Annotated in this window: 14 protein-coding genes; 10 read left to right on the top strand and 4 right to left on the bottom strand. The window is 49.6% G+C overall.

The annotated features are described in order from the left end of the window. Positions 1-93: 93 nt before the first annotated feature. Together V5T57_RS14770 and queA are read left to right on the top strand one after the other, a co-directional pair. Positions 94-2547 carry a DNA internalization-related competence protein ComEC/Rec2 gene (locus V5T57_RS14770; protein WP_332892009.1) on the top strand — a complete coding sequence of 818 codons (2454 nt, stop codon included), beginning with the start codon at positions 94-96 and terminating at the stop codon, positions 2545-2547. Positions 2548-2703: 156 nt separating this feature from the next. Continuing rightward, the gene (gene queA, locus V5T57_RS14765) at positions 2704-3774 is read left to right on the top strand and encodes a tRNA preQ1(34) S-adenosylmethionine ribosyltransferase-isomerase QueA (protein ID WP_332892008.1); all 1071 of its coding nucleotides are present in this window, start codon (positions 2704-2706) and stop codon (positions 3772-3774) included. Positions 3775-3810: 36 nt separating this feature from the next. On the opposite strand, the gene V5T57_RS14760 is transcribed toward queA, so the two are convergent. Then, complete coding sequence (locus V5T57_RS14760; protein ID WP_332892007.1) at positions 3811-4332, bottom strand: carboxymuconolactone decarboxylase family protein; 522 nt, start codon at positions 4330-4332, stop codon at positions 3811-3813. 112 nt (positions 4333-4444) lie between these two features. Next, positions 4445-5020, bottom strand: coding sequence for a TetR/AcrR family transcriptional regulator (locus V5T57_RS14755; RefSeq protein WP_332892006.1), 576 nt, complete (start codon positions 5018-5020; stop codon positions 4445-4447). Positions 5021-5196: 176 nt separating this feature from the next. Between V5T57_RS14755 and tgt the strand changes: the two genes are divergently transcribed. Continuing rightward, on the top strand, positions 5197-6348 hold the full coding sequence (gene tgt / locus V5T57_RS14750) for a tRNA guanosine(34) transglycosylase Tgt (RefSeq protein ID WP_332892005.1): 1152 nt from the start codon (positions 5197-5199) through the stop codon (positions 6346-6348). 301 nt (positions 6349-6649) lie between these two features. Next, positions 6650-8998 (top strand): bacteriohemerythrin, encoded by a 2349-nt coding sequence (locus tag V5T57_RS14745; RefSeq protein ID WP_332892004.1) that lies wholly within the window; start codon positions 6650-6652, stop codon positions 8996-8998. An 11-nt stretch (positions 8999-9009) separates the two neighbouring features. On the opposite strand, the gene V5T57_RS14740 is transcribed toward V5T57_RS14745, so the two are convergent. Together V5T57_RS14740 and V5T57_RS14735 are read right to left on the bottom strand one after the other, a co-directional pair. Beyond that, complete coding sequence (locus tag V5T57_RS14740) at positions 9010-9897, bottom strand: MBL fold metallo-hydrolase (protein ID WP_332892003.1); 888 nt, start codon at positions 9895-9897, stop codon at positions 9010-9012. Positions 9898-9938: 41 nt separating this feature from the next. Continuing rightward, entirely contained in the window at positions 9939-10808 is an 870-nt protein-coding gene (locus tag V5T57_RS14735; RefSeq protein ID WP_332892002.1) for an HDOD domain-containing protein, read from the bottom strand. Positions 10809-11370: 562 nt separating this feature from the next. On the opposite strand from V5T57_RS14735, the gene V5T57_RS14730 reads away from it, so the two are divergent. The 6 genes from V5T57_RS14730 (at position 11371) to V5T57_RS14705 (ending at position 18870) form a co-directional block, all read left to right on the top strand. Further along, on the top strand, positions 11371-14040 hold the full coding sequence (locus V5T57_RS14730; protein ID WP_332892001.1) for a c-type heme family protein: 2670 nt from the start codon (positions 11371-11373) through the stop codon (positions 14038-14040). A gap of 224 nt (positions 14041-14264) precedes the next feature. Continuing rightward, entirely contained in the window at positions 14265-14666 is a 402-nt protein-coding gene (yajC, locus tag V5T57_RS14725) for a preprotein translocase subunit YajC (protein ID WP_332892000.1), read from the top strand. 97 nt (positions 14667-14763) lie between these two features. Further along, on the top strand, positions 14764-16344 hold the full coding sequence (secD, locus tag V5T57_RS14720) for a protein translocase subunit SecD (protein ID WP_332891999.1): 1581 nt from the start codon (positions 14764-14766) through the stop codon (positions 16342-16344). 11 nt (positions 16345-16355) lie between these two features. Continuing rightward, on the top strand, positions 16356-17297 hold the full coding sequence (gene secF, locus V5T57_RS14715) for a protein translocase subunit SecF (protein WP_332891998.1): 942 nt from the start codon (positions 16356-16358) through the stop codon (positions 17295-17297). A 91-nt stretch (positions 17298-17388) separates the two neighbouring features. Further along, positions 17389-17763, top strand: a complete 375-nt coding sequence (locus tag V5T57_RS14710) for a response regulator (RefSeq protein ID WP_332891997.1) — start codon at positions 17389-17391, stop codon at positions 17761-17763. Positions 17764-18447: 684 nt separating this feature from the next. Further along, on the top strand, positions 18448-18870 hold the full coding sequence (locus V5T57_RS14705) for a rhodanese-like domain-containing protein (RefSeq protein ID WP_332891996.1): 423 nt from the start codon (positions 18448-18450) through the stop codon (positions 18868-18870). Positions 18871-19460: the final 590 nt, after the last annotated feature.

The following is a 19460-nucleotide window of genomic DNA, read 5'->3' as shown; positions in this document are numbered from 1 at the left end:
CAGCTTTTCTCCAGGTCCAGTGGAAGGGAATCCAGATCTGCATCTCTCACTTCCCGACATTGACCATATAAATATGCCCCCTCAAGCAAGCTAATGATAAATCCTATTAAGGCTGTAGGCAACACTCTTTTGTCTTATGTCCCTAGAGAATCTACTTCTATAAGTAGGGGTGTTGTCTTTTTATTTTCGATGGTTATAGGCATATTTCTGGCCTCTAAAGAGGCGCTTTTGCCCTCAGTAGTATTACTGATATCATTGATTATTGGACGGTTGTGGTTGAGCAAAGCGTCCAAGATGATGTGGTTTATGGTGGTTCTGGGTGTGTTGGTGGGTTTTTTTAATATGCATCAACGGGGGTACCCTGAAACCAAAACATGGCCGGAGCGTTGGCGGCATGGGGTGGAGGTTGAGGGGGTTATTACCCACCGTAGTCAACGTGGGCGTGCGGCACGTCTGCAGTTAAGCCAGGTGGTTATTGAGAACAAAAGTCAGCCAGGTTCCGTGTGGGTTAATCTGTATAAACAGCAGACAGCAGCCATGCCGGGTGATCGTGTTCGGCTTGTGGCTAAAATGCGACCGGCCCAGGGTTTTCGTGTGCCTGGTGGTTTTGACTATGGGCTATGGCTTAGGCGTCAAGGTGTGGAACTAACCGGGTATAGTAATCGCCCTGTTACCATTCTCGATCAAGGCCATGGTTATAGGTGGAATGCTTTTCGTTACCAGATCAGTCTATGGATTGATGAACAGCTGGCCCCTAAAGTAGCCCCCTTGGCTCAGGCCCTGTTGATTGGCCAGCGGGATGCTATGGATCTGTCCTTGAAAGAGCAATGGCAGGTTGCAGGTATCTACCATTTGGTGGCCATCTCCGGGTTGCACGTGGGGTTGGTCGCCGCGGGGTTGTTTCAACTCTGGCGTTGGTTGTTGAGCCGCCGTTTAAGATGGGTGGCACGTTGGGATATTAAGCCCATGGCCGCGCTGTTGTCTCTACCTGGGGTTGTTGCTTATGGCTACTTGGCGGGGTGGGGAATATCTAGCCAGCGGGCTGTGATTATGGCGGTGGTGTTACTGCTGGCGCTGGGGAGTGGGCGTTGGCACCAGCCTTGGCGGGCTCTGCTGGTGGCGGCTTTGGTGATTTTGCTCTGGGCGCCTTGGGATCTGTTTAGTGCGGGGTTTCAGCTCTCTTTTCTCTGCGTAGTTGTCTTGTTGGGAATGTTTGTTCCACCAGGCCCTGAACTGGCTCCAGTTTTAGCCCGCACCTTGTTACCGCCCGAGCCCCAAGATCAGAGTGCGATGCAGCGTTGGCTGCATTCATTGCTCACCACAGTCAAAGCCTCCGTGCTGCTGGGTGTGGTGACTGGGCCTGTGGTATCGGCTCTGTTTCATCGCATCGCCTTATATGGTGTTGGGCTTAATCTTATGGCCATACCTTGGGTCAGTTTTTTGGTGGTACCGGCGGGTCTGCTGGCTGTGCTGTTTTATCCTCTTTGGCCCACGGTGGCGCTTGGGTTTCTTAAACTGACAGGTCTGTTATTGTGGCCTGTACAGTGGTTGGTTGAACAGGTGCAGAGTGCCCCAGCAGCCTGGTGGCGTAGTGTGGGTATGGATCGTGAGGTGTTATGGGTCTACCTGATAATCATGGTTTTAGCCTTTATGGTGGTTGGGTGGCGGCGTCGAGCACCTTTATTGATGGTTGGCATGCTGTTGGTGTTCTGGCCCCGTGGATCGGCATCTGTTGCGCGTATGGAAGTCAATGTGCTCGAGGTTGGGCAGGCACAATCGGTACTGGTTCGGGATGGGGCAGGGGAATGGAGTGTGTTGGATGCTGGGGGGGTGATCAGCACGCATTTTCATGTGGGAGAGCAGGTGCTTTCGGGCTTTTTGTGGGACCGGGGGGTTACCGAGCTTAAGCGTGTGGTGGTGAGTCATGCCCAGCGGGACCATATGGCTGGGGCCGCTCGGCTTGTGCAAAACTTTAGGGTGCATGAGCTTTGGTTGCCGCGACGCCCAGAAGCAGAGCCCGTACGCTGGGATCTACAACAGTTGTTGGATCAAGCTGCTCAACGGGGGGTGAACATACGTTATCTGGCTCGGGGGTATGAAACCCAATCCGGGGGTGTGACGTGGCGTGTTGGTCACCCGGATGCCCAACAGTTAGGTGACGATGCCAATGATGGCTCCTTAGTGGTTGAAATTGCCTACCAAGGGCAGCGGCTGCTGTTTCCAGGAGATATCGAAAAGCAGGGAGAAAAAACTCTGGTGGAGGCCGGTTGGTTAAATAATGTGGACTGGAGTATGGGGCCGCACCATGGCAGTCGAACCTCAAGCTCCCCTGAATTTATCCAGGCTATTGATGCGGAACAGGTCATCTTTTCGGTCGGGCTTGGTAACCACTGGGGATTTCCTAAACCAGATGTGGTGGCGCGTTGGCAGCAGGCAGGCGCTGAAATTTTTCGTACGGATCAATCCGGGAGTTTGCGTTTTTGTGTGGATAGCGCTGGGATAGAAAAGCTCGATTGGCAACAGGGTACCCTGCCACATTGTTTGTGATCTTCTCCCTTCGCTGGGTTGAGGAATATGATATGGATCCCCCTTGATCATCGCTCAGATGGAGCATAGCCCATAAAAGCCTATGCAAGTTTTTGATCTTCACCCAGAATAACGTTAAGCTGCGCCCTTATCGAATGATCACCTTAAGGTTGCCCCATGTCTGAGACCCCTTTTTTTCCTGGTGATGGGGATCAACTTACCCATTACGATTATCACCTACCTGAAAGCCATATCGCCCAACGGCCCATGGAGCCGAGAGATCATGCGCGTCTTTTGCTTAGCCGTTCGTCTGGTGTGGAAGATGGCCGGTTTGATTCGGTCTTAGAGCTTTGTCAGCCTGGTGATCTGTTGGTTCTTAACGATACCCGTGTCATCCCCGCTCGGTTGCTTGGCCACAAGCCGAGTGGGGGACGGGTGGAAATTTTTCTGCTCAAGCCCGACCCTGCTCAGCCGCCTTTATGGCGGGCGATGACCCGCAGTAACAAGCCACTAAAAGTGGGCCAGCGTGTGGATTTTGGCCCGGATTTTTATGCAGAAATTGTGCAGCGATGTGATGAAGGGCAGGTTCTGGTTGCCCTGCATACACAGAATATCTCCGAGTCTGAAGCCATGACAGTCTATGGCCAGATGCCGCTTCCCCCCTATATTACCGGGTCGGATGCAGACCAGGATAAGAGTCGTTATCAAACCGTTTTTGCCCGTCGTGATGGTGCCGTGGCGGCACCCACGGCTGGTCTACACTTTACCCAGGCCTTGTTGAGTCAACTACATGAAAAAGGGGTGGGGTGGTGTCATGTGACCTTGCATGTAGGGCTTGGTACCTTTCAGCCGGTACGGGTAGAAAACCTGGACGAGCACCACATGCATGCCGAGTGGCGGGAGCTGGAAGCGCAGACGGTTGCGCGCATTAACCAAGCTAAGGCGCAAGGTGGACGTGTGATCGCTGTGGGTACAACCGCGGTCCGTACTTTGGAATCATCGGTAGATCATCAAGGGGTGTTGCAACCCAGTTGTGGTGAGACGCGACTGTTTATACGGCCTGGTTATGAGTTTCAGGTCGTAGATCGCATGATTACCAATTTTCACCTGCCAAAATCGACACTCTTAATGTTGGTCGGGGCTTTTGTTGGCCGAGAACGTTTGGCCCGTGATTATAAGCATGCCATTGAGCATGGCTACCGTTTTTACTCCTATGGCGATGCGACATGGCTCTGTCCTGAGGCGTAACAAGAAGGGGCGTTGTCTCGCCCCTTCTACCGCCGATTATTGAACTTCAAAGGCGTTGACCACCAGGTCCAGCATTTGAGAGAGACCCGCATGGGTCATCGCTTCAACCAGCTCCTTTTTAGACCACCCGAGAGCGATAAGGTGATCGGTCTGTTGTTGGCTAAGCGCCTTTTGATCTTGAATGGCTTGAATGACGGCCTTCAACAAAGGCTGCTCCCGTTCATCAAGTGATGTTTTGTCGAGATCTTCCCAGGCTTCTATCAGCTGTGTCTGGCTAACCCCTATTTCTAAAAGCATGCCAGCATTAACATCCACGCAGTAGCTGCAGTGGCTGTGTTTGGCGATCAAATAGCGGGTCCAGGTTAAAAAAGGTGCTGAGAGGGTTGGGTGCCTAAAAAAGGGTTTCATGCCTGTCATTAAGGTTAAGGCCATCTGAGGGCTGTGGGCGAAAAGTTGAATGGGAAGCGGGATCTCCCCCATCATCTGCTCGACCTCAGCGTAAAGTGTTTTAAGGATCGGATCGTCACCCGCTTGGGTAATTAATGGAAAATGAGGCATCTTTCTCTCCCTTAGGGGCTTGTTTGGTTAAGTCTATCGGTCTGGATATGATTTGCGGCGCAAATAGTTGGACGGTCGGTCAACAAAAAAACAAATAAAGTACCTCAACCACTCATTGTACTAACTGCCGTGCAAAAGGGATCATTTGACGTATGCGTTCTGGATCATTTTGGTTTTTAGCCAGCATGAGAGCCCCTTCCAGTAGTGCAACCACCGCTTCTGCCTGTTGGCTGGCTGTTGGAGTGTTCGGGTCAGCCTCTAGCAAGGCGGTTTGGATGGTGCGGCTAAAACGGCTGAGGCTTTCCCCAACGGCCTGACGCAGCGTGTTATCATGGGGGCTCATCTCTAAAGCCAAGTTGCCCACTGGGCAGCCTGGAATCTGTTGTGTTTCTGCCAAATACGCTGCCTGCATGTTGCTGGCCGCTTCAAATAGGGCTTCCACTTTATCCGCTCGGCTACCTGCTGTGGCTAAGGTCTTTTTAAGAAAAGGCTGAAATTGGTTGGTTTGCTCCTCCAGTATGGTCACGGCAAGATCCCGTTTGGTGGAGAAAAAATAGTAAAAACTGCCTTTTTTTACGTTCGCGTGGGTGCAGATCTCCTGCACACCTACCGCTTGGTAGCCTTTTGTGTGAAAAAGTGTGGCGCCGCTTTGTAGTAGGCGCTCTTTGGCATCGCTGGTTCGTCCCATGGTTCTTAACCTAAATGGGTGAGGTAAAAAACGCAAGGCAATAGTTGACCGGACGGTAAAGTATTTTCTTGCATAGCGGTCTCGTACGGTTAGAGATGGCAAAATGTAAGTAAGTTGGGTATAAAAGCCCCTTCCATGGCCCTTGTTCTGGCATGACCCTTTTTCTGGATAGTTTAATGACCCCTTCTGAGCGTTTTTCTGCCGATCTGACCCGTCCTTTTGCCTACACTCTGCACCATACGGATGAGAGTGGAGCCCGACGTGGACAGATACAGACCCCCCGTGGTGTGATCGAAACCCCAGCCTTTATGCCGGTGGGCACCCAAGGTACCGTAAAGGCAATGACTCCCCAGGAAGTGGAAAAGTTAGGGGCACAGATTATTTTAGGTAATACCTATCACCTCTTCCTGCGTCCAGGGCATGAACGGGTTCGTCAATTGGGTGGTTTGCATCAATTTATGAACTGGAAAGGTCCAATCCTGACAGACAGTGGGGGGTATCAGGTCTTTAGTCTGGGGGAGCTTAATAAGATTTCCGAAGAGGGGGTTACCTTTCGCTCTCATATTGATGGCTCCAAGCAGTTTATTAGTCCTGAGATCTCCATTCAGATCCAGGAGGCACTTGGGGCAGATATTATGATGCAGTTTGATGAGTGCCCCCCTTACCCTGCAGAACGGCAATATGTGGAGAACTCTCTGGAGCTGACCCTTCGGTGGGGGCAGCGTAGTTTGGATGCCAAAGTTCCCGGCCAGCCAGGACGTGCCCTGTTTGGTATTGTGCAGGGGGGGATGTATCAGGATTTGCGTCAGATCTCAGCAGAAAAGACCATTGAATTAGGGTTTGATGGTTATGCTCTGGGTGGTCTGTCGGTGGGCGAGCCCAAAGAGCTGATGCAAGAGGTTCTGAGCTATGCGCCAGCCTATTTGCCGCAGGACAAACCCCGTTACCTGATGGGGGTCGGTAAGCCTCAAGATCTGGTGATGGCTGTTGAGCAGGGTATTGATATGTTTGATTGTGTCCTGCCCACACGTAATGCTCGAAATGGGCAGCTTTTAACCCGATTTGGCCCTGTAAATATTAAACGTGCAGAGTTCCGTGAAAGTCTGGAACCTGTGGATGCCAGCTGTAGCTGTGACTGTTGCCAAAACTATACCCGTGCCTATATCCACCACTTATTCCGTACCAACGAAATTTTAGGCATGCGGCTGATGACGTTACATAACCTGCACTACTACCAAACTTTAATGGCTGAAATGCGCCATGCCATTGCCGCAGGCCAGTTTGCCGCATTTAAGGCCAAATTTCTCTCGGACTATTTCCCCGCCTAAATTGGGTTAAGATTTTTTAACCGTAGGTTCACTGCTTTCCATGGGGTTAACTTGATGAAGTTGCAGAAGCTGGTCTTTGTCACAATTTTGCAGTGTAAGAAAATGTAAGAATAGTGCATATCAAACAAAAAAAGACTAGAAAAATAGTAACTTAATACCTTTTTTTATTTCATGGTTTTACCCTCTTTTGACACACTTCTGTAACAGTTTCTATCTTTACTTCGTTCCTCAGTTACCGGCAGAATTATAGTGAAAAATATCATTGTTTGAATGTGCGAGACATGAGTGAGAATCAATAGCTATGGCTACATTACATCGCGTGAGCTTAGGGGTGCGTACCGGACTGATGGTTGCCGGGTTGCTATCCGTCGTATTATGTGGGGTCATAGTCTGGGGGAGCTGGTCTGTAAACCGTTTTTCCTTAACTCCAGAAGTTCAGCACTTTATGACGCTTCTACTGCTCTTGGTGGGGGCTCTTGCCGTGTTGTTTGGTGTAGTGGTTTTGATCTTGCGCCAAACGGTTCTTAAGCAAGTATGCCTTTTAACCCAACAGTTGGATGTGTTGACCACAGGCGATCTCTCTCACAGTCTGGATGATGGAATGACCGGTGAGCTGGGGGATGTGGGGCAGCGTATTAATATGCTCACAGACCAGCTAGATTGGGTTTTACGTATTATTAAATTACAGGCACGCAGTGTCGCAGCTGTGGTGCAGGAGCTGAATCCGTTACGGGAACAGCTGTTCCAAGACTCTCACCAATCCAAGCAGCTCTCCCGAGAAGTGACCAAAGAGAATGATCGGCTGGATAAAGAAATTCAGCTTTTAAATGACCATGTTGGTGCTGCTCGTGATCGTATTGTTAAGGTTTCTACTGCCGTAGATTCACTATCCAAAAATATTAGTGAAATTGCAGAGTCGGCGCATCAAGCTGACAGTAATGTCTCGACCATGGCCTCTGCGGCTGAAGAGATGACCTCAAACATTGATCAGGTTAACAGCTCTCTACAGCGGGTTAATGACTCTGTGGGCGAGGTCTCTGGCGCGGTGGAGGGGTTGAATTTATCCCTGACTGATGTGCGTGCACGGTGTGATACGGCGGATTCCATGTCCAAAGAAGCCAATGAAAAATCGCATAATACCCGGGAAGTTATGCGTGGCTTGGCGGTGGATGCAGAAGAGGTGTTTAAGGCGGTAAGGACCATTCGGAATATTGCAGATCAGACCAATATGTTGGCGTTGAATGCGGCGATCGAGTCCGCAGGTGCGGGTGAAGCAGGTAAAGGCTTTGCTGTTGTGGCCAATGAAGTGAAAGGTTTGGCCTCACAAACAGCGGATGCTACGGCCATGATCGAAGGCCGTATGAAGCAGATGCGGCAGCGTACCGATGATGCTATGAATGCCACCCGGGAAGTGGATGATATCATTGGTAACCTGTCTAAAACCAATCAAGCCATTACCGATGCGGTAGACGACCAAGCTGCTGGGGTTGATGAGATCAGTCACTCCATGGAGACCGTGACCTTGGCGGCGGATGAGGTGACCCGTAACGCCGCAGAATTATCGGTCGCAGCACAAGAGGTGGCCCGTTCGGCATTGGAGGCCGCCCAGGGTACCCGTATCATTGCAGATACCGCCTCTCAGCTTGCCACGCTTTCTGAAGAGGTGGCCCAGCAGAGTGATCGGGCTCAAGAAGAGTCGGACAAGGTTCAGTTGGGGGCAAAAGAGATCTTTACCTCTTCGGTGGGGGTACAGAAGCGTATGATCCAATCCATTCAATTAATGGATTTTCTGCATGGATCTGTAGAGCATGCTGGTTTTCTGACGGGTGTTATGGATGCCACAGATCGGTCACTACAGGATACCGCCCGGGGGTACCGAACCACAAAAGAGCCATTTGATGTTAAAGCGGTGAAGCAGGCCCATTTGGCATGGTTGGGTAAGTTGGAGCACGTTATCCGTGGCCGTTCGGTAATGAAGCCAGATGAGATGGCCAGCGGGCGAGAGTGTGCCTTTGGTAAGTGGTACTACAGTGAAGGTGAGCAAAAATTTGGTCACTTGCCACTGTTTCAGGAGTTGGGGGATGTTCACCTGAAGGTGCATGAAGTTGCACGGGAAGTGGTGATGCTTGCCAATAACCATGATATTGAAGCTGCGGTAGAAGGTATGAGCAAGTTTGATGTGCTGCGTGCCAAGCTGTTTGAGCAGCTTGATCAGCTCTATATGATTGGTGTGACCGCGGTATCAGAGGATGTACAGCCTAATTTAATGCCATGGAATGCGCATCTCTCCACTGGTGTTGGGCAAATGGATGATGAGCATGGTGTCTTGGTTGATCTGGTCAATCAGCTCTATCATTCCATTCTTAAGGGGGAGAGCTCAAGCCAGGGTAAGCCAATTTTAGAGGCGCTGATTACCTATACCCAGACCCACTTCCAGCAAGAAGAGGCGCTGATGAAGAAGGTGGGGTACCCTGACTTTGACCAGCATGTCAAAGAGCATCAAAAACTTCTTGATCAGGTGGTAGCTTTTAAGGCGTCATTTGATCAAGGGCAAGCCACCATCAATTTGGGGCTGGTTAGTTTTTTGAAGGATTGGTTAACCAATCATATTGTTGGGAATGATAAGAGGTATGGGCCTTATATGGGATAAGGCCTTGCCCGTTAAACCTCGAAGTATTTGCCTTCTTGTGCCAGCAGGTATTCTGGGTCACCCGGTTTATGGGGGTACCGTTCCAGTGTCTCCTGGTAGATCTTCTCTAAAGCTTCATCCGTACGGGTGGGCTCATGGTGGGTGAAGAAGAGCTTTTTCGCCTTACAGGCTTTGGCTAAGGCGACGCTTGTGTCGTAAGTGCCATGCCCCCAGCCTTTCTTCATCTCATATTCCGCTTCGGTATATGAGGTATCTGCAATGAGTACATCCACATTATCGATGAAGTCTAAAATCGCTTTGTCTTTGGCTTCAATAAAGCGAGAGTACTCTTCATGGTCATGGTGTTCATCTGAGTAGATGTTGGTGATGGGTTCATGATCACCGGTAAAGAAGACCGATTTACCATTACAATCCACACGGTAGCCTAAATTAAGCACGGGGTGGTTCATGTAGATACAGCTTACCGTGGCATCACCTACCTGTATGACCTGGTACTCTTTTAGGGTTACATATTCCAGGTTGGCTTTCAGCTCAACCTCGCGCACTGGGAAGTAGCAGTACTGGTATTGGTAGGTAAGGATCTCTCGCAGGTCTCGTTGCTCAACGGGATCATGGGCACCGTGTAGGACCAAACGGTTGGTCGGAACATATTGGGGGATAAAGAACGGTAAACCCTGAATATGATCCCAATGGGTATGGGTAATAAAAATATGCGCCGTGAGTGGCATTTGCCCTAATAACGTTTGGGCAAGGGGAAAGATACCCGTACCACCATCAATAATGATCAGTTCATTATCATCAGTACGGATCTCAATGCACGTAGTGTTACCACCATAGCGTATGGTATTGGGTCCTGGTGAGGCGATAGAGCCTCGCACACCCCAAAAACGGATTTTCATGCGCTTTCCCGCTTTAAAAAAAATGGCCGGATTGTGACCCTTTAATGGGTCGTGGCTCCGTGTACATACTGTAATGCTTCTTCACGATCTTGCCAGACTTGCTGCATCTCTTTGGCCAGGGAGTCGTAATCCCCCCCTAAGCGTTTTTTGACCGTCTCTGGCATGGGGGTGATCTCGGGACTTCCCTCATCGCGCATACGCATGACTGTGGCCAATTGGTTGGCTACAAAAACGCAGTCGCGCATGAGGTTGTCCTGCCCCTTTTCCAGACTGTCTGGGCTATGGTGTGCTTCAATACTATCTGCCAGTGTTTCGGGCAAATGCCAGTGACGGGCGAGAGCGGCACCTACTTCTGCATGATCTGTCTGAAGCTGTGCTTGCTCGGCTTCCATCACGGAAATGCCCTCATGAGCTACCATTTTCAAAATGATACGGTAGGGCTCTGGATAGGCTGTTGAAAGCGCAAGCTTACCGATATCATGCAAGAGTCCGGCCAGATAGAAGTTTGCCGTTTCAGGTTCTTCAACACCAGCGCGGCGCGCCAAGCCTCGACTGAGCATGGCAACGGTTATGGCGTGACGATGGAACAGCGGGGTATCCACACCACCCGTGGTCATGGGTGGGAGTATACCTCGGTTGGCGGTGTCAATCGCCAGATTCTTGATGGTATTAAAACCAATATAAACCACCGCATGGTTGACAGAAGAGATCGTCTCTGACAACCCAAAAAAAGGCGCATTGACAGTCTGGAGCAGGCGAAATGTCAAAATAGGGTCATGAATAATGACATTAACCAGATCCTTAGGATCAATGTTGGCATCGGATGTCAGCTGCAGAACCTGCCGTACGCTTTTTGGAAAGGCGGCAAGACCATCCATGCGTCGCAGTAGTTGATTAGGCAGATCGGCCATGGGTCTATTCCCATTCCTATAAAGGTACCTGGACGGTAAATGGTGTGTTCAACACCATGAGACCGTATTCCAAAAAACAGGTAGAAACTGATGTTCAATCAAATAGTTAAGAACAACGCTCTGATTCTACCCTCCTGTTATCCTATAAAAATACCCGGTATCATGCACAGGGTGTTTTTTTAAAGGTTACACAATCTTTTCGGCCAATGGGGCAAATTTCTTTAATGACAGGTGTGTATGAGGGAAAAATAAGTCTGAATATGACAAGAAAAAAAGGTGGGTAGGGGGGCTTCCCACGGCTATTTTGTAAGGGAAAAAATGGGCTTGGACATTAAATGATACCGTATAGCGCATGATACCCCAGTCAGATGAAAAGATTTATAGAAGGGTGGGGGCTGAGGTTTCATCCACGAGAGAAGCTGCATCTTATTTAAATGGCTAGAAAGCGACAAGATTGGGAGAAAAAAACCAAAAAGGGTATCAGGATTTGATAAAGTAGTGATCTGGTCTGACATTTTGACGGGTTAAGGTCAACTTGATCTATTGGTCATGTGGGTTTTTTATGTCACTAAAACTGCGTTTTTTAATCTGGGTAACGGCTGCCATTGGTTTGGTGCTGGTTGGGATGGAGCGCTATTTAGACCATTTTCTGACTGAGCGTATGACCGAACAGGTGCGCAAAGAAGCCCGTGTTATTTTGGAGTTTGCCACCGCCTCCCGTGCGTATGTTCGTCAAGAGCTGCGCCCTGCACTAGAAGCTCAAACCAGTGACTTTCTCATGGAAGGGGCATCCAGCACCTTCCTGACAACACGTATTTTTAGCCATTTTAATGACTCTGGTCTGGGCTATCGCTACCGCCAGCCTTCTCTCAATCCGCTCAATTTAAACAATCTCCCCAATGGTATGGAAGCCACGCTTATTGAGCGCTTTCAAAAAGATCCAAACTTGATTGAAATTTTTGAGCCTCACCAAGGAAAAGATGGCCAAACGTACTATGTTATGGCCCGTCCTGTTGAGATCAACGGTAGTTGTCTTCACTGTCATGGTGATCCTGACAATGCCCCGGAATCTGTACGACAGCGTTATGGGGTAGACTCTGGGTTTGGTTGGCAGCCTGGAAGCATCATCAGTGCCACCGTGGTCACGTTACCTTCCAATCAGCTTATTGCGACCTATCAGCACTTATCAGGCACCGTTCTGCCGATTGTTTTTGCCATTATTGCTTTGTTATTAATGTATTTGGTTCATGCACTATTTGAAGGACTGATATACCGGCGGCTTTTACAGATTAACAGTATTGTCACTAATTTTCTGGGCCGTGAAGGGTCTGGGGAGCGTGTAAAAGATCTGCGTAATGACGAAATTGGTGGGCTGGGGCGCTCTGTTAATCAAATGGCGGATGCGGTGCAGGAGTATCAGGGTAAGCTACAAGAGAATATTTATGGTCTGCAGAACAGCAATATACAGCTCTCTCAAGAGGTTGAACGACGTCATTTGACCGAAGCTAAGCTTCAGCAATCTTTACAGGAGCAACAGACAATCAGCACCCTGCTAAAAACCGCACATGCTGAGAGTTCTATGCAAGAAAAGCTGGAGCTTGTGCTCAAGAAACTGATTAGCTTTCCATGGCTCTCACTGGAGGCCAAGGGCTCCATTTTTTTGGCGGATGAAGCCAATAAGAAGCTCTCCATGGTTGTGCAAAAAGATCTGGCCGCACCGCTTCTGTTGGAGTGTAAAGAGATCCCATATGGCACCTGCTTGTGTGGGCGTGCTGCCCAGTCAAGAGAGACTGTCTTTGAGGCGCATGTGCATGAGAACCATGAGATCAGCTTTGCGGGTATGCACGATCATGGGCACTATTGTGTTCCCATTCTTTCTGGTGACGAATTGCTTGGGGTGTTAAACCTCTATGTTGCTGCGGGTTATAAGCCGGATCATCAAGATGAGCTGTTTTTGCAAACCATCGTACACGCGCTAAGCCATATTATTACGCATGGGCGCCACCAAGAGCAGATGAAGAAGGCGCAAAAAGCGGCCATTGTGGCCCGCCGGTCAGCTGAAGCGGCCAATAGCGCTAAGAGCCAATTTTTGGCCAATGTCAGCCATGAAATCCGGACCCCATTAAATGCCATTCTTGGTATTGGTGAGCTGTTGGCAGAAGGGGAGTTGGATGATGTGAAAAAAGATTATATCCAGACCCTGAACCGGGCAGGTGAGGGGTTGTTGGGGATTATTAATGATGTGTTGGATTTTTCAAAAATTGAAGCGGGTCAGTTGGGGCTAGACCCGATACCGTTTAATTTAAAAGATTTGCTCGAGCAGACCCATGCGATTATTGCCGTGTCTGCCCGCAATCATTCTGTAGAGATGCTTTTTCAGCCCCCTTTGGAGCTGCCAGCTTATGTGATGGGAGATGAGCTTCGCCTTAAGCAGATCTTGCTTAATTTGCTCTCCAACTCAACCAAGTTTACCGAGACCGGCCAGATTATACTGGCGGTGGAAGCTGCGGGTCAGGATTTTTACCGTTTTTCTGTGCAAGATACGGGTATTGGGATCCCCGCTGAAAAGCTGCTACGCATTTTTGAACCCTTTGCTCAGGTGGATGCTTCAACCACCCGTCAGTTTGGTGGTACGGGACTAGGTTTAGCGATCTGTCGTCAGTTGGTTGAAAAAATGGGCGGGCAGATGTGGGTCGAGAGTGTTGAAGGGGTAGGAAGTCACTTCTTCTTTACAGCCCGCTTACCCAAAGTGACCGCTCGGACGATAAAGCAGCAAACAGGGGGGGCAGCTGGACAGAGTAAAGTTGAAACGCTTGAGGCTCCAGCCTACCAGGAAGATCAGGGGTTGAAGATCTTGGTTGTGGATGACGCGGTGGATAACCGTAATTTAATGGCAGCCTATTTGGCCAAAACCCCCCATCTATTGAGTTTTGCTGAAAATGGGCTGCAGGCTGTCGAGCTGGCAACCCATGAACAGTTTGATCTGATTCTTATGGATGTACAGATGCCACAGATGGATGGCCTGCAGGCTACCCGTGAGATCCGCCGGTGGGAACAGAGCAAACATCAATTGGCGATACCTATTGTGGCGTTAACCGCCCATGCTTCCAGTGATGACCGCCACAAAGCGGTCGAGGCTGGATGCAATGATCATGTAACCAAACCCCTTAAAAAAACACGTTTGTTGGATATCCTAGCCCGTTATCAGGCCGAAACCCCCAGGCATGGGTAGGGGGTGGTTTTCTCTTTAAGCGCCCAATGTTTGCTTATGGGTCCGTGGGGGGCTTTAAATTTAGGCTAAAACGGTCGTGAATTGGCGGTTAATGTGGGCAGTAGGTGAGAAACCGTGTTGAAAAGGGTAAAAACCTGCAAGCTGTCCTTTTGTTTTAAGGGGGAATGCTGGTAAGATCCTCTGTTCCTTTTGTCACTTCCATCCTTTCGTCCAGTGAGGAAACGATGTTGGATTTTCTAATTGCACCTGCTTATGCCCAAGGCGCCCCTTCTCAAGGTGGTGGTTTTGAGTCCCTGATCTTTATGGTCTTGCTTTTTGTGATGCTCTACTTCTTGTTGATTCGTCCTCAACAGAAGCAGGTTAAACAGCATAAAGAGATGGTCACTAATCTCACCCGTGGTGACCGTATTATGACCTCTGGTGGTTTGATCGGTAAGATCCACCGTGTAGATGAAGCCAATGATGAGCTGACCGTTGAGGTTGGTGAAGTCGATATTGATGGAAAAAATCGCAAGCCGGTTCGCCTGCGTTTAGGGCGTGGCAATGTGGCTAAAGTCCTAGATAAGACGATGCCTGGTGAAGCAGAAGAAAAAGAAGAGAAAGAAGAGGAGAACAAAGAGGCTTGATGTTGGCCCTCTTTGTTTGACTTACGCGGATAAATAGAGCCCCTGGCAGCGCATCAAAGCGGCCAGGGGCTCTTAGAGTATTTAAAGGATTGGTGTCATGCGACAGCAACCGCGCTGGAAACTGTATCTAGTCTTACTGGTAGCATTAGGCTCTATCTACTATGCACTGCCCAGCATTCTTGGGGGCGGGAACATCCCCAGTTGGATGTCCCAGAAGGTGATTCATCAAGGGCTGGACCTGCAAGGGGGCCTCTATCTACTTTATGATGTAAAGGTAGAAGAGGCTGTTAAACAGGCTGCCAACAATATGGTGGATACAGCCCGTAATGTGTTGCGTAAAGAGCGTCAACGCTACCGGGGCATTGAACAAGTGGGTGCAGACCGAGTGGTTGTGCGTTTGACCCCTAAATCAGATGCACCGCGTATGGTCTCCCTCTTAAAAGAGGAGATGCGTGAATCGGATGTCGAGCATTTTCAGCCTGAAGCCCAAATTCGCTTAACCTTAGGTGAGGCGGAAAAGGAAGAGATCCGTAAGTATGCGGTGGATCAGGCGATTGAGATCATCCGTAACCGTATTGATGCCTTTGGTGTCTCTGAACCCAGTATCCAGAAGCAGGGCAAGCGGCGGATTATTGTGCAGTTGCCCGGTGTTGAAAATCCTGAGCGTGCCAAGGGCCTGATCGGTCGGACCGCACGTTTGGACTTTAAACTGGTCAATGAAAAAGCTGATCTGGGCCGTGCGCTTGAAGGGCGTGTTCCCCCAGATAGTTTGTTGATGTATGAAGAGCGTGGGGGGCGTGAAGGGGATAAGCAGGAGTATCCTCTGGTCGTGTTGAAACGTACTGTGCTTTCGGGCCAGCATATTCAAAATGCCCAAACCACCTTTAATGAATACAACGAGCCCATTGTCTCGATTAAGTTTGATGGGGTCGGGGGGCGTAAATTCTCTCAGATCACCGGCGAACATATTAAAGAGCGTTTGGCGATTGTACTGGATGGTAAGGTGCAGAGTGCGCCGGTTATTCAGGATAAAATTGCCGGGGGACGGGCAACCATTTCAGGCTCCTTCACACGTGAAGAGGCCCATGACTTGGCCATCGTCTTGCGCGCTGGTGCCTTACCGGCTCCCTTGGTGATCTTAGAGGAGCGTTCCGTAGGTCCTACCTTGGGTGCAGACTCCGTTGCCCAGGGTCTGGAATCTATTCTCATTGGTGGGGTTTTGGTTATTGTCTTTATGGTGCTTTACTATAAAGGCTTTGGTCTGCTGGCCAACCTCGCGGTTATGCTCAACGTTAGTATTCTCATGACCTTGTTGGCGGTTATGCAGGCAACCTTAACCCTGCCCGGTATTGCGGGTGCGGTGTTGTTGCTGGGTATGGCTGTGGATGCCAACGTGCTCATTTTTGAGCGGATTCGTGAAGAGCTTCGCCTGGGTAAATCCCCTCTGGCTGCGATTGACCATGGCTATGGCAAGGCGTTTTCAACCATTTTGGATGCAAACATCACAACCTTGATCACAGCGGTCATCCTCTATCAATTTGGTACAGGTCCGGTTCGGGGGTTTGCGGTGACGCTCTCCATCGGTCTGTTGGCCTCCATGTTTACGGCTATTTTTGTGACTCGTGTTGTTTTGGCTGAGTTTGTGAAAAATCGTCGTATCAAGAAGCTGAGCATCTAGGGAGGCTAATCATGCAAATTTTTGGAAAAGCGCCCCACTTTAACTTTATTGGTAAGCGCAAGCTGGCCATGATCGCCTCGATTGTGATGGTTGTGCTGAGTCTGGGCTCTTTGCTGACGCAGGGCTTGAACTTTGGTATCGACTTTGCCGGTGGTACCTTGATCCAAGTGCGGTTTGATAAAGCGATGGATCTTGCCCCTGTGCGTAAAGCCATTGCCCCGATTGAGTTGGGCGATACGGTTGTACAGTCGTTTGGTGCCCCTGAAGAGGTACTGATCCGGGTTGAAAAACAGGGCAAAAGCAATGAAGCTCAGCAGGCCATTGTGAATGATGTGATGGCGGCTCTTAAGCCATTAGCCGGTGACAATGGTGTTGAGATGCGCCGGGTGGAGTTTGTGGGTCCCCAGGTTGGCGAAGAGCTGACCGAAAAGGGGATGTTGGCCATGTTGTATGCCATGATCGCTATCCTCATCTATATCTCTATCCGTTTTGAACTGCGTTTTGCGTTAGGTGCCGTCGCGGCGTTGGTGCACGATGTTATCTTGACCATGGGCTTTTTCTCTATTTTGCAGAAGGAGTTTACGCTGGTGGTTGTCGCGGCGCTGTTGACCGTTGTGGGTTACTCTCTAAACGATACCATTGTGGTGTATGACCGCATTCGTGAAGAGATGAAGCGTATGAAACGTCAACCGCTGACCAACATTATCAATGAAGCGGTTAACCGTACACTGGCCCGGACATTGGTGACCTCGTTGACCACCATTTTGGTGCTGCTGGCACTCTTCTTCCTGGGGGGGGCTGTGATCCATGACTTTGCCTTGACCTTGTTGTTTGGTGTGGTCATTGGTACCTACTCCTCAATCTTTGTGGCCAGTCCTTTGGTCTTGTGGTTGGATCCCGCTAAGCGAAAAAAGATTGCGGATGAGGCGGAAGCATCTAAAGAAGGTGCCTGACACGATCCAAGGTTTTGGTGACAGCAGGAACAAAATAGGGCAACATGATAGGGCTGTAAGATTCGGGGTGGTCCAGCAGAGGGGATGATTTGTGGCGACGGTTTTGATCATTGATGATGATATGGCAGTTCGGGAATTGCTTCGGCAGATTCTGGAAGATGATGGTCATGAAGTGTTTGAAGCTTCGGATGGCTTAGAGGGGGTGCGCAGCTACCAGAACCGTCAAACAGATATCATCATCACGGATATGCTCATGCCCGAAAAAGATGGGGTTGAGGTGATCATGGAGTTGCGTGATTTTGCTCCTACAGCACGAATCATCGCCATCTCAGGTGGTGGACGTGGTCTGGATGCCCACTTTAATCTACGTGTCGCAGAAGATTTTGGTGCCATTACAACATTGGCCAAACCCTTCACCCGTAATGAAGTGCTTGGCGCTGTGCAAAACTTGTTAGAGATGGCTTAGCCTCGCTTTTGTCGTCGGATGATGTGATCCAAAGGCCCGTTATACCCTGCCGGTATAACGGGCCTTTGTTTTTTCCTGTCTGTTTCTCGGGCTATTCCTATGCTGTTTTTCTGCATGATCACGCATGGGCTGATGCGTGTCGTGACAAGTGATACCAGGTAGGGATCCTGACCCTTGCCTATGATGAAACATCATCTGTTAGGATCCGTTGGCTCGCTGTGTGGGTATGCCTGTCAGATTGGGTTAGGTTAGGTGACCCCATGGTTGAAAATGGAGGTCACGGCACTTTAAAAGGTGGAGGGGGCATGCAAAGATATGGCCCTTTCATAAGGGGGGCTTAATCTCCCTAAAACGATTTGGAGTGATCGCAGGGGGCATGGTGTTGACCCTCTATGGACATGAACGGCACTGCCCGCTTTTTACCTAAGGGCAGAAGGTGCCATAGCGCATATGCTCTCTCTGACCTTAGAGATCCCGCCTTTCTTTTAGGCTTACTTTTTTGATGTCTAAAAAAACCAAGTATCCTTTGATAAATTCGCATAAAAAAATAAATGCCCATTAAAATGTGTGTACAAAATTAAAAAATTATCCGACATTCACAAAATAAATTTGTATTAAATATTCAGATAGGCATACTTATGTCTACAGACCAAGCGTTACACCCTTTATCTTCAGGAGGCATCTATGCTGCCCTCATCCCCCCATTCTGCATCTAACCCCGATCTTCATCACCTAACAGCGCAAGAAGCCTATGACGTTGTTCAGGATGAAAAGGTCATGTTTATCGACATCCGTACGGAGATGGAACACTACTATGTAGGCCATCCCATCGGTGTGTACAACGTGCCTTGGCAGGATTATCCGGATTTTTCCATCAATCCAGATTTTCTGGAAGAGGTTGAAGAGCTAGCCGAGCGAGATCAACATGTTGTGCTGATCTGCCGTAGTGGGCACCGCTCTATTGATGCAGGTAACTTTTTGATCAAAAACGGTTACCATAAAGTCTCTCATATTACCGAAGGGTTTGAAGGTGATAAGAATGATGCGCATCAGCGTGGTCAGCTCAATGGTTGGCGCAGGCGTGGGCTGCCGTGGATGCAGTGTTAATGGGGTAAGGGCGATAAGATGTATCCACCATAGCTGCTGCGACACAGCTATGGGCAAGATGTGTATGTATAGGGGATCAGGTAACTGATCCCCTTTTTTTATGACACGCTCGGTATAACGCGTGCCTTGAGCGGGGTTGTGCCGATGGCTGTGGTGGCTCTGCGGGCAACGTATGATCCCTAAGGTGCCTAGGTGACATACGTGGTTACGGATTCGTAAGGGTCACCCGTGTGCGAGGATATCAGCAGGCCGTTACAGATAAAGTCTTGGCCCAACAAACAGCCATGGAATACGAGGCAGTCTGATCTGGTCATTAGGGCTCGATGTCTGTATGGACCGATATGTGGCGGTTTGGTTGATTCAAGGCCTCATATCCCTAAAAGGTCTAACACTTGGTGTTGTGCTATTGATGCCGCCAGAGGGGCGGCTGGGGGATAGAGATCAAAAAAAGTGTGTGGCTGAGCCTGAGGGGTATGGATATACAATGCTCTGCGTGTACTGGGTTGATGCACTCAAGGTCGGTTTATAACCCGTGTGGATAGAAGCCATGAACCAAACGAGATATCGATAGGGCAGCATAGCCGTGAATA

The organism is Magnetococcus sp. PR-3 (genome assembly GCF_036689865.1).
Lineage (GTDB): Bacteria > Pseudomonadota > Magnetococcia > Magnetococcales > Magnetococcaceae > Magnetococcus.
Note: the sequence above shows the minus strand (reverse complement) of the source record. Positions and strands in the feature narration are given on the sequence as shown.

What these genes read in the sequence shown, in the direction of transcription:
- secD (WP_332891999.1), top strand. Translation starts at nt 14,764, where the DNA reads ATGCGACAGCAACCGCGCTGGAAACTGTATCTAGTCTTACTGGTAGCA.
- V5T57_RS14730 (WP_332892001.1), top strand. Translation starts at nt 11,371, where the DNA reads ATGTCACTAAAACTGCGTTTTTTAATCTGGGTAACGGCTGCCATTGGT.
- queA (WP_332892008.1), top strand. Translation starts at nt 2,704, where the DNA reads ATGTCTGAGACCCCTTTTTTTCCTGGTGATGGGGATCAACTTACCCAT.
- V5T57_RS14760 (WP_332892007.1), bottom strand. Translation starts at nt 4,332, where the DNA reads ATGCCTCATTTTCCATTAATTACCCAAGCGGGTGACGATCCGATCCTT.
- V5T57_RS14740 (WP_332892003.1), bottom strand. Translation starts at nt 9,897, where the DNA reads ATGAAAATCCGTTTTTGGGGTGTGCGAGGCTCTATCGCCTCACCAGGA.
- secF (WP_332891998.1), top strand. Translation starts at nt 16,356, where the DNA reads ATGCAAATTTTTGGAAAAGCGCCCCACTTTAACTTTATTGGTAAGCGC.
- V5T57_RS14755 (WP_332892006.1), bottom strand. Translation starts at nt 5,020, where the DNA reads ATGGGACGAACCAGCGATGCCAAAGAGCGCCTACTACAAAGCGGCGCC.
- V5T57_RS14770 (WP_332892009.1), top strand. Translation starts at nt 94, where the DNA reads ATGATAAATCCTATTAAGGCTGTAGGCAACACTCTTTTGTCTTATGTC.
- V5T57_RS14745 (WP_332892004.1), top strand. Translation starts at nt 6,650, where the DNA reads ATGGCTACATTACATCGCGTGAGCTTAGGGGTGCGTACCGGACTGATG.
- V5T57_RS14705 (WP_332891996.1), top strand. Translation starts at nt 18,448, where the DNA reads ATGCTGCCCTCATCCCCCCATTCTGCATCTAACCCCGATCTTCATCAC.
- V5T57_RS14735 (WP_332892002.1), bottom strand. Translation starts at nt 10,808, where the DNA reads ATGGCCGATCTGCCTAATCAACTACTGCGACGCATGGATGGTCTTGCC.
- yajC (WP_332892000.1), top strand. Translation starts at nt 14,265, where the DNA reads ATGTTGGATTTTCTAATTGCACCTGCTTATGCCCAAGGCGCCCCTTCT.
- tgt (WP_332892005.1), top strand. Translation starts at nt 5,197, where the DNA reads ATGACCCCTTCTGAGCGTTTTTCTGCCGATCTGACCCGTCCTTTTGCC.